Source organism: Ruminiclostridium cellobioparum DSM 1351 = ATCC 15832, from assembly GCF_000621505.1.
GTDB lineage: Bacteria > Bacillota > Clostridia > Acetivibrionales > DSM-1351 > Ruminiclostridium > Ruminiclostridium cellobioparum.
Window position 1 is genome coordinate 408,156 of record NZ_JHYD01000001.1, and the last position, 10,363, is coordinate 418,518.

Below are 10,363 nucleotides of genomic sequence, written 5' to 3' on the forward strand. Positions count from 1 at the left end.
TCAATTTTATGAGAGCTTTGCCTTAAAGTCTTTTGATACATAATGGTAGTTTCAGCCATGGATTTTTGAAGCTCTTCAATTTTTGCTGCAATTGCGAAGTAGACAGAGCAGTAATAAATACCGGGACAAGCTATCTGCATACCGGTATTACAGCAGATACAACTCTTACATTCAGGGTAAGAACCAAAAATATAACAGGATAAAGTGAATGGAATGAAACAAAAACCTTAAGCTCGGTACAGACTTATGAAATCAATTCGGTCCAGAGAGAAGAATTTGATCTTGTACTGACGGCAGTGAGCATACAGGATTTGGATATATACACCTTTACAATCCAATCCAATACTGATGACTTCGAAGTAATTGACCTGCGCGGATTAACAGCAAAGATGGACACTGTTGAGGGGGACATATCAGGAATTGATATAATAGTGAAGCAACTGGTATCCGGAACAGTAGTATTTATAAAAGCCGTCTCGGCACAATCCTGGCAGGTGTGGCAAACAGTATTACCTTTAAAGCTAAGGAAAATGGCAATTCAACAATTACTTATACAACACAGTAAAACATGCATCAGATCACAGAAAATCTATAGAGATAGATACATTCTATCATTCTTAGATTCTTTTTTATTTATATTATATTCTAATCCTTAATACTCTGTGATAATATGGAAAAGTATCATAAATTTACATAACTCCAAAAAACAAGGAGAATATTGTATGAATTTACATGTGAAGTATAAGAAGGTCATAGCCATTTTGTTGGCATTAGCAATCATAGTAACTGGAATGAATTTTATATTTCCTACAGAAAACGGACATTTTGTTGAGGTTTGGGCAGGAGGTTAAGGCGGCGGCAAATTTACTGGATGGATGAACTTTAGAAGCTACAACAAATTATGATATGTCAGAAGAATCTATGAGGAGAGTACATTTAAGATTTTCATTAAACAATGCTTACATTACATTTGAAGTATATCCAAACCCAAATCAAGAAGTTAAATTTCTTAGGGCTGATAATTTAGACTTCTCGCTTTATGATTATTGTTTTGTTGCTACTCATAAAGAAGGTGTGAATGCAGGAGCTATATTTTGGTATTATGAATTTCAGGGTACAGTTGGCTCATATAGTCCGACATTTCCAGAATATGATGCTCATGCTGATAATATCTATACTTTTAGTTTTTATAAAAAATTAAAGAACAATGTTCCAACGATTACAATAACAATTCCAGGAAATACAATATTAACTGAAAAAGATACAGGATATATTCCTCAAATATCAGTTTTAGATCCCAATGTACAATGGACATGGAGATGTCACAGCTTTGTTAAATGAAGATGGAACAATCTCAGGAACCTACTACTATGATGCCTTTGGAAACATAGTCGAACAAACAGGAAACATAAATAATAACATAACCTATGCCGGTTACCAGTATGATAAAGAAACAGATCTGTATTATTTAAATGCACGTTACTATTACAGCAAGATTGCAAGATTCATAAATGAGGATACATATACAAGTGATCCCAATGATCCACTTAGCTTGAATTTGTATACTTATTGTCATAATGAACCTATGATGTATACTGATCCAACTGGGAATACTGCTGTAAAAATTACAGATTTAGCTAAAGTGTCAAATGGTACCGCAAAATGGAATGCAAGTGACAGTTCTGTTACTGTAACTGATCTTTAGGTGATGAAAAATAGCTATATGCTTCAGCTATAAAGACTAACCAGTATTAAAAAAATCTAATTAGAAAGGAAAAAATCATGAATATTAAAAGATTATTATCAGTCGCAATCATTATTACACTTTCCTTATGTTTAGCATCATGTAGCTCTTTTAGGACAGACGCATTTACCAGAGATGATAATAAAATTGCAGATACACGTTTTAAAAAAATCATAGAAGCTTTAGAAAATACAGACAAGGAAGGACTGAAAAAAATGTTTTCCACTAAAGCTGTTGAAGAGGCAAATGATATTGATGGTGGTATTGAGTACTTAATGGAACTTTATAAAGGTAAAATTAAATCTAAAGACGTTGCTTTGGAAACTTCGGGTTCAAAAGATAATGGGGATAAAACAGTTGAATTGAAATGTTATTATACTGTTACAACGGATGAGGAGACGTACATAGTTTTCTTTATCGAGCAGATACAGGATACTTCAAATACTGATAACGTAGGGCTTTATATGTTGCAAATAATTAAACAAATAGATGAAGATAAAGAGTTTGACTGGGGAAGCAAGACAAGGTGTGCCGGAATATATCGCTCTACTATTACAAAAAATGAAATGTAAAACAACCAATAGGTTAACAGGAAAATGCAATCCTGTTGGCCTTTCTTTTTGGTATGCCTGATGGATACAAGATTAGCAACTACAAATATTCGAATTCAGCAATGGGCAGCTGTTTTCAAGGCAAAAGCTGAGTTAGGATTGACAGTAGATGAATACTGTGACCAGAATGGTATTACCCGGAATGCTTATTACTACTGGCTCAGAAGAGCCAGAGCTAAATACTCAGACAACCTTTGTGGAATTGAAAGCTCCAGAAACAGAGGCTTTTCCACAAATACCAACGGCTATTCATTCTTTTATACCCCAGCTTACCATAGAGAAGAATGGTCTTGTTATCCGGGTCAATTCTAATACACCCAAAGAGCTGCTTGCACTGGCATTAGAGGCTGTCTCCTATGTTTAATGATGCAACTGGCTTCAAGCGCATCTTCATTGCCTGTGGATATACTGACTTACGGCGTGGTATTAATGGTTTGGCTGCGACTATTAAAAATGACTTCCACATGGATCGCTATGAACAGGGAAATATTTTTTTGTTCTGCGGGCAGGCGTACCGACCGTATGTAAGCATTGGTTTATGAGGGAGATGGATTCGTCTTTGTGTATAAGCGCTTAGCCAACGCACGATTTCAATGGCCCCGAAACGAGGCTGAGGTAAAAGCAATTACTCTCAAGCAGTACCGATGGTTGATGTACGGCCTTGCCATTGAGCAGAAAAAGACGATTAAAAAGGTAACTCCAGCCTGATTTAACGGCTCGGTCATGATATATATTTGTACCTTGCAGCTTCATATTTGTTATCTAATCCCATGTATTTGTTATCCTTAAGTCGCCTGAAAATACTGGCTTTTAGGCCGATCCTGTGGTATGCTTGAGCCATGGAAAAACAAACAACGAGGGATGAACTTCATAAGGTACCACACGATCTTCTGGTTGATATGTTTCTTCAGTTGAACTCTTCTTTAACGATTATGTAGCAACAGAACGAGACACTGATAAAACAGATATCCAACCTTCAGGAGAGCATTGCCGTACTGACACAGCAGCGCTTCGGACGTAAGACAGAAAACTGTCGGCAATATCCGGGCAGCTGTCTCTGGCATTTGATTTCTCTGATATAGGCAATGAGGCGGAAGTACTTAACGATGACGGGATTCAGGAAGAACCGGAAGTCCAAACGATAGTTATCCGCCGGAAGTCCAAAACCAAAGGAAAACGGAAAGCGGATCTGGCTGTTGTAGAAATGATTGTTGAACCTGCCATTACACGACTACAGAGCTGTTCCCCAAAAGGTACCACCAGCTCCGGATTAGGTCTACAAGGATATATTGAGTACCAGCCGCAAGGTTTGTTGTACATGAACATCACATCGCAGTCTATGCCGGAAATGGGGATACCGGTGTTGTCCGTGCAGACAGACCGGAAAGCTGCAAAAAACTAGTAATTTGACAGCCGCCCTCATGGCGGCGATTTTTAACTACAAGACAACTGGTTTACCGTTTACAAGGGATACTCCTTTTTGGCGAAAATTAAAAATAATACCTGTAAAAGATATCATTATCCCTATAGGTACTCTGGGAGTTGATAAAATATTTAAACTTAAAATAAAGGATAAATCTTTATATCAAAATTATCATTTCTACAATCTTTACCTTTCAAGTATTCAACCTTTTCAAGAACACTTTTCAGCAACAGGTTTTTGTCGTCGGCAGACTTAAGTGTGGAATACTCATTGACAATTTTGGTGACTCTAGGAATAAAGTCAATTTTATGAGAGCTTTGCCTTAAAGTCTTTTGATACATAATGGTAGTTTCAGCCATGGATTTTTGAAGCTCTTCAATTTTTGCTGCAATTGCAGTAGATCTTTGAGTAAAAATATCTATGGAATAAACTCCTTTTTCCAAAAGATCATAAATATTGTCTTTTTGCAGATAAGCTTCATTTAACTGTTTTTCCAAAAGTGATATACTGCTTTTTAAAGCAAATTCATTACTTTTTGATTCATCCGCTTTGGTGCTAAGATCAAAATTATACTCGTCAAGATATTCTTTAAGAGCTGCAAGAACCCGTTTCTCAACATATGCATACTTACTGCTTTTATTCCCGCATTTATTAATGCAGATAAGATGAGGCTCGGATTTTAAATAAGTCCGATAACGCATTTTAGAACCGCATACACCACAGACCACTAAACCCGCAAGCGGGTTACAGAGTTGGGTAGATGGTTTTTTGTGAGTTTTTATATGTGATTTCATTATACTTTGGGCTCTTTCATAAACTTCATCAGTAATAAGAGCCGGATGTTTACCGTCTGAAATGATCCAGTTCTCTTTTGGCTGAAGCCTGGTAGCACCTTTTTTCTTTGCGGTCCGGTAACCAAGTGTTTTACGCCAGGATATTTTTCCGGTATAAACCGGGTTTTTTAATATTGCAGCAACTGCATGGGAGGTCCATTTATTATTTCTGTTGGTTTTTACCCCCATATTATTTAATCTGTCGGCAATTATCTGACTGCCAACCGATTCATTTATGTACCAGTCAAAAATACTTTTCAGAATATCAGCTTGGTCAGGATGGGGCTCCAGAGTGCGGCCCAGTTTTTCTTCCTTTATCAAATAGCCGAAGGGGGGACAGGCTGAGTTATAATTGCCGCTTTTTACGGAGTGAAGTACTCCGCGCTGAAGACGCTTGTTAATCATTTTGTATTCCTTACGGCTCATAAATGCCTCAAATTCACTGTATTCTTCGTCAAACTCGTTGGACAGATCATATTCCTTATCCGGAGTTATGATCTTTGTATCAGTGTTTTTGAAAGCTTTAAGAATTATACCCTGCTCTTCCATATCTCCGCGGCCTAATCTTTGCAGATCCATGACAAGTACAGCATTATACAGGCCGGACTGGACGTCTTTTAAAAGATCGAGCATTGCCGGTCTGTATAATAGACTTTCTCCCGTTACCAGCTCTTCGTATATTTTTACAATTGTCAGTTTCTTTGCTTTAGCGAAACTTAACAGGTCTTTTCTATGTTTTGAAAGGGTTTCACCCTTGCCCAATTCCCTTTCCATTTTTTCATCTTCTCTGGACTTTCTTAAATAAATGCAGGTTTTAACCATTATACAAACTCCAATCAACGTTTAGGTGTATTTTCTAAAGGTTTGAATACCGGTATAAGCTTGTTTTACTTATACCAGTGGCCTTGGAAATCTCGGCTATAGAATATTGTTTACTATTATACATTTTAATTGCAAGGTTGACGGATGATTCCGGTATTTTTGGACGTCCTCCTTTTCGACCCCTGGCGCGAGCACTGGCTAAACCTTCCTTTGTTCTTTGAATAATGAGATCCCGTTCAAACTGACTTATTCCAGCAAAAATAGTAAACACTAATTTCCCATGAGGTGTAGTTGTATCAACCCAGGATTCTTTAAGGCTTTTAATGTTGCAGCCTTTCTGATCCAACACATCAACTAGTTGGAAGAGATCCTTTGTAGATCTGCTTAACCTGGTGAGCTCACTGATGACGATTATATCGCCGGTTCGAATATTATCCAAGAGCCGGTCCAGCTCAGGTCTTTCTTTTTTAGTTCCTGTACATTTTTCCTGGTAGATTCTCTCGCAGCCATATGCGGAAAGTTGATCTATCTGCCGGTCCATATTTTGATCTTGTGTAGATACTCTTGCATATCCAATAATCATAGTCTCACCTCATCAATACTATATGTTTATCGTACCAATAACCAAATAAGTAGTCAATATTGGTAATTTGATTCTGGAAATAGTTTTGGGAAGAACAGAGGTCACTTTTTGACATGTCTAATCAAATATCATTACATGTTCCAAAAATGAGGGTTTTTAGTAAATCATTTTAACTTAAATTTTATAAAATTAAATGTAAAAAAATAAAAAATTTATAAAGGATTTGCCAGATTATAGTAGAATAATAATATGTGTTGAGAATGGGATTATGGCTTATAATGGGAAGCTAATAACAATTTTTGGAGATAAAAGATATCTGGTTGCTTTGGGTTATGTTGTAAATATATGACACGATCTGGCTAATATGCGATAAAATATATAAGTTTAAAATTTTGTAAGACTCTAATTATATAAACTTATAGTGATTTATGTTTATTTGGAATAAATGTGATTATTGTAATTAGGCAAATAAGATATATATAGTTTTTAAAATGTTTAATTATAATCCAAAAAAATATGAATGGGGGGCAAAATAATGAACTTTGAGCCAATAATTAAAACTAAGATAGATCATTTTAAGAGCTCATATGGAATTGAATTTTTACCAGATAATGAGGCTTTTGAAAGATTTGTGAACAATTCCATTATGCGCTTTCATCAGCCTGATGCGTTTAGTACGAGTAATGACTTATTTTTTAAAATTTGCGTTGGTGGACAAAATGATATGGGTATTGACGGTCTAGCCATTAAGGTTAACGGCATAATTATTAACTCAAAACAGGATGTTGATAATATTATTAAATCTCAAAAGAAAATTCATATTGAATTTATTTTCATTCAATCAAAGTATAAAGAGAAAATTGATACAGGAGAGTATGGAAAGTTTATTGATGGAGTTGTTGATTTTCTGAGTGAGGAACATTATGAACCAAGAAATGATAAAATCGATTTTTGGATAGAGTTAAAAGAATATCTATTTGATGATGAAGTTATGATTTATTGGGATACATCACCTGATATACGAATGTATTATGTCTATATGGGCAAATGGAGCGAAAATGAACATATACTAGCAAAATCCCAAAAGGCATGTCTTGACTTGGCAAAAACAAAAGTATATAACGAACCGGCAATTAAGTATATTGACAGTTCATCTTTAAAAAACATGTGTGATGATATTGAAAATCAATTTTCTGTGGTTATGCGTGTTATTGATAGCTTTGACCTAAATGAAGTAAGTAATGTTGAGAATTCAATGATCATTCTATGTAATGCAGAAGAAATTATTAGTATGCTTTTAACTCAGGACGGAATCATGAGAAAAACTCTTTTTGCAGATAACGTGCGCGATTACCAAGGAAATACAGATATAAACACTGAAATTATGAGTACTATTGAAAGTTCACCAGCAACATTTTCACTATTAAATAACGGAATAACAATTGTTTGTGATTCTCTTATGCCAGGAAACAGAAAAATCACTATGAAAAGTCCTCAAATTGTAAATGGATGTCAAACTTGTAATGTATTATTTATGGCACATAAAAATTCATATGATCTTTCTAATGTAACCGTGGTTGTTAAAATTATTTCGACACGAGATAATAATGTAACTAATTCGATAGTAAAAGGAACTAATAGACAAAATATTGTTTATGACGAAGCATTTGAAATAACAAGGAATTTTCATAAAAATTTGGAAGAGTTTTTTAATGTTATGCCAGGCAACAGTGAAGGAGAAAGATATTATTATGAGCGCCGTTCCAAACAATATTTAGATAACCCTAAAATTAAAGCTACTCAAAAAGCTAATTTGCGAATTTTAATGCAAAGCTTTGTAAGTATTTTTTTAGCTTCCCCACATGAAGGACCTGTTCATGAATCAACATTACTTGAAAAATACAGGAATAAAATATTTATTGATGAACAGTCATTTTTACCCTATTACTGTGCTGTAGCAATGTGTCTAGAAATTGATAAAATATTCAGGCAGAACATGGCCAAGTATAGGTATTCTATTACATACAAATATCAAATATTATTACTTGCATCAGAAAAAATTACTGGCAAAGTTGTCCCAGATATTAACGGAAAAAGTATAGACGAATTTTGTAATAAACTGCTTGAAGTAGTTTTAAATATAGGACGTTTTACAAAAATAATTGATGAATGCATTTTGGACTTTGAAACAATATGCAAAAAATGGATTTCAATTAAAGGTGAGCGTTATAGAAGTGCGATAAAGGATAATCAGGAATTTACCAAATTCATGACTGCAGTAAGCCGAGGTGGAAAACCAGAAAATAATATTGAATTGCATAATACTCAAGAGAATTTAAGAGGGAAAGTTACAACTGTAAAGAAAGACCGGAATAATTTCAATTATGGATTTATTAGTAGGCATCCAGAAGATGTGTTTTTTCACGAAGATGATAATCCTAAAATACGTTTTAATGACCTTGATGGTAAAGATGTTGTCTACAAGTTAATGGAGAATTCAAAATTTGGAACACCAAGGGCAAAAATAATTTATGTAGTTGCAAATGATTAATTACTTTGTTCTGTTTAACAACATATTCTTATTTTAACCAATGTAATATGTTCACGGACTCGGAATTGGGTAGACAAAGAATTTAACCGAAAGTGACTAATACTGCCATTTTCAGGTGAAATAAAATTGATATAATTCTATGAATATTTTGGAACTTTGCATTTCCATATAAATTTATTGTACGAGAGACTTCTAATTAGATTAACCTGATAAATTCAACTTTTGTGAAGTTATACACTTCATATTAATAAAAATTATAGAATAAATTGATCTTTGACACTTGAATATGTGAGTTACTTGGCCATTTTTGACCTTCAGGCCATTAATTTGGCTGCTTGCCGTAGATTATGGGCAAAGATACCCAGACCAGTCCACATTTGTGTTTTCCGGTATCCACTGAGCATGCTGCGATTTAAACCAAACCGACGCTTCAAACAACTGATTCGTCCTTCAATGCCTGAACGCCATTGTTTTAACCGTCGGAATGCTGATGTTTTTTCAAAGGCTTCCCGTTCCTTGGATTTTCTTCCGATTTTGGGTATACAGACATTTTTGACTCCTGCTGAATATGCCAACTTTTCGTTTCCTGAATCGTAATAACCTCGGTCAAGACTAATTTCCAAGGGGGTTTTCCCAAATACATCTACATGCTTTTTTAATGCATCGTTTACCAGGGTTTTATCGCAAGGATTGCCTTTGTATACTTGATAACCAGTTACTATGCCGCTTTCTGTTTCTTGTATTTGAAGCTTGTATCCAAACTCTACACGCTTGCCCAGCTTTCCTTTGACAATTGGTCGGGCATCAGGGTCCCTTAAACTGATGAGACGGTCTGAAAGTTTTGTATTGCCGTTGTTGACTGCTTCGCTTTGATTAATGATTTTCTGAACCTTATTGACGGTGTCTAGAAGAGTTCCTCTGAGTTTGATGTCTTTTTCTGTCTCAGGAATAAGCTTCTTTGCCAAGCTGGTTGCTTTGCTTAATACCTTGCGAGCTTCCTCTGCAATCATTCCAGTAATTTTACGAACTTCAGTGCGTGAATCCTCTGATCTTCGGCGAAGAACTTTGTTAATTGAAAGCATATGCTCCTTCATTTTACGGTTCGATTTCGTACTTTGTTGGGAAGCCTTTCCACATGCTCGTTTTATGCGGGTGACTGCTTTTGTTAGCTTTTTTACACCTTCGTAAAGCAGGCCCGCATCCGTGGGGTGGACGATATTTGACTCCACTACGGTTGTATCAATGCGAGTTTTTCTTCCTTTAAGAAGTTTTTTCTGTACTAATGATTTTAATAGTCGCTGATTCATTTCATCGATGACTTCTTCTCCATATTTGGTGGTGATTTTCATCAGTGCAGTTGCATCGGGCACCTTTTGTTCGATGGGTATACGGCAGAAAAAACGAAACATTAGATTATGAGTTACTTCCGGAACAATATCTTCATAACTCAGGCCTGTATAATGCTTAAGAAACATCAATCGAATATAAACCCTGACGGGAACCGTAGGACGGCCTCTTTGAGTATTAAAGCTGCCTACAATGGGTTCTTCAAAGGATTCGTCTTTGAGCAATTTGTCTATTTGTTCAAGTTCAGGGGTCAATTTATACGCCACTTTAGGAATAAAAACTTCTGCAACAGATGGCTGCGTCCATTCTGGATAATCGAGTATAAGCATAAGATATCACCTATTGTAAATTTTGTATTATGCTGTATATTTCGACATTCAGCATGCTAATTCCTGCCACAAACTCACTATATTCAAGCTTTTCAAGGAACAATTTATCAGGTGAATCTA

General features: G+C 35.4%; 11 protein-coding genes. 8 read left to right on the forward strand and 3 right to left on the reverse strand.

All coding sequences use genetic code 11. The features are described 5' to 3' along the window. The first annotated feature begins 722 nt into the window (after window positions 1-722). The 7 genes from T344_RS31690 to tnpB (T344_RS31870) all read left to right on the forward strand — a co-directional run bounded on the left by T344_RS31690 (window position 723) and on the right by tnpB (T344_RS31870) (window position 3,063). Window positions 723-851 carry a hypothetical protein gene (locus T344_RS31690; RefSeq protein WP_278246132.1) on the forward strand — a complete coding sequence of 43 codons (129 nt, stop codon included), beginning with the start codon at window positions 723-725 and terminating at the stop codon, window positions 849-851. Between the two features lie 70 nt (window positions 852-921). Then, window positions 922-1,341, forward strand: a complete 420-nt coding sequence (locus T344_RS0101985) for a hypothetical protein (protein WP_027627327.1) — start codon at window positions 922-924, stop codon at window positions 1,339-1,341. Next, window positions 1,331-1,705: an RHS repeat-associated core domain-containing protein gene (locus tag T344_RS0101990; protein WP_027627328.1), complete on the forward strand. Its 375-nt coding sequence runs from the start codon at window positions 1,331-1,333 to the stop codon at window positions 1,703-1,705. Before T344_RS0101985 ends, T344_RS0101990 begins: the two co-directional genes overlap by 11 nt. 77 nt (window positions 1,706-1,782) lie before the next feature. Beyond that, window positions 1,783-2,316: a DUF5104 domain-containing protein gene (locus tag T344_RS0101995; protein ID WP_027627329.1), complete on the forward strand. Its 534-nt coding sequence runs from the start codon at window positions 1,783-1,785 to the stop codon at window positions 2,314-2,316. 60 nt (window positions 2,317-2,376) lie between these two features. Further along, window positions 2,377-2,667 carry an IS66 family insertion sequence element accessory protein TnpA gene (gene tnpA, locus T344_RS0102000; RefSeq protein WP_154669408.1) on the forward strand — a complete coding sequence of 97 codons (291 nt, stop codon included), beginning with the start codon at window positions 2,377-2,379 and terminating at the stop codon, window positions 2,665-2,667. A gap of 44 nt (window positions 2,668-2,711) precedes the next feature. Continuing rightward, a complete protein-coding gene (gene tnpB, locus T344_RS31865) occupies window positions 2,712-2,897 on the forward strand; it encodes an IS66 family insertion sequence element accessory protein TnpB (RefSeq protein WP_084331059.1) in 186 nt (61 codons plus the stop codon). After that, entirely contained in the window at window positions 2,887-3,063 is a 177-nt protein-coding gene (tnpB, locus tag T344_RS31870) for an IS66 family insertion sequence element accessory protein TnpB (protein ID WP_084331060.1), read from the forward strand. Before tnpB (T344_RS31865) ends, tnpB (T344_RS31870) begins: the two co-directional genes overlap by 11 nt. Before the next feature lie 852 nt (window positions 3,064-3,915). Here the strand turns inward: tnpB (T344_RS31870) and T344_RS0102010 are convergent. After that, a complete protein-coding gene (locus T344_RS0102010; RefSeq protein ID WP_027627331.1) occupies window positions 3,916-5,433 on the reverse strand; it encodes a recombinase family protein in 1,518 nt (505 codons plus the stop codon). A gap of 34 nt (window positions 5,434-5,467) precedes the next feature. Continuing rightward, window positions 5,468-6,016, reverse strand: coding sequence for a recombinase family protein (locus tag T344_RS0102015; RefSeq protein ID WP_027627332.1), 549 nt, complete (start codon window positions 6,014-6,016; stop codon window positions 5,468-5,470). Between the two features lie 535 nt (window positions 6,017-6,551). Here T344_RS0102015 and T344_RS27380 point away from each other — a divergent pair. Next, a complete protein-coding gene (locus T344_RS27380; RefSeq protein ID WP_051571533.1) occupies window positions 6,552-8,567 on the forward strand; it encodes an AIPR family protein in 2,016 nt (671 codons plus the stop codon). Window positions 8,568-8,881: 314 nt separating this feature from the next. On the opposite strand, the gene T344_RS0102025 is transcribed toward T344_RS27380, so the two are convergent. Beyond that, on the reverse strand, window positions 8,882-10,243 hold the full coding sequence (locus T344_RS0102025; protein WP_027627333.1) for an ISNCY family transposase: 1,362 nt from the start codon (window positions 10,241-10,243) through the stop codon (window positions 8,882-8,884). Between the last annotated feature and the right edge of the window lie 120 nt (window positions 10,244-10,363).

What these genes read in the sequence shown, in the direction of transcription:
- T344_RS31690 (WP_278246132.1), top strand. Translation starts at nt 723, where the DNA reads ATGAATTTACATGTGAAGTATAAGAAGGTCATAGCCATTTTGTTGGCA.
- T344_RS0101985 (WP_027627327.1), top strand. Translation starts at nt 922, where the DNA reads ATGAGGAGAGTACATTTAAGATTTTCATTAAACAATGCTTACATTACA.
- T344_RS0101995 (WP_027627329.1), top strand. Translation starts at nt 1,783, where the DNA reads ATGAATATTAAAAGATTATTATCAGTCGCAATCATTATTACACTTTCC.
- tnpA (WP_154669408.1), top strand. Translation starts at nt 2,377, where the DNA reads ATGGATACAAGATTAGCAACTACAAATATTCGAATTCAGCAATGGGCA.
- tnpB (WP_084331059.1), top strand. Translation starts at nt 2,712, where the DNA reads ATGTTTAATGATGCAACTGGCTTCAAGCGCATCTTCATTGCCTGTGGA.
- T344_RS0102010 (WP_027627331.1), bottom strand. Translation starts at nt 5,433, where the DNA reads ATGGTTAAAACCTGCATTTATTTAAGAAAGTCCAGAGAAGATGAAAAA.
- T344_RS0102015 (WP_027627332.1), bottom strand. Translation starts at nt 6,016, where the DNA reads ATGATTATTGGATATGCAAGAGTATCTACACAAGATCAAAATATGGAC.
- T344_RS27380 (WP_051571533.1), top strand. Translation starts at nt 6,552, where the DNA reads ATGAACTTTGAGCCAATAATTAAAACTAAGATAGATCATTTTAAGAGC.
- T344_RS0102025 (WP_027627333.1), bottom strand. Translation starts at nt 10,243, where the DNA reads ATGCTTATACTCGATTATCCAGAATGGACGCAGCCATCTGTTGCAGAA.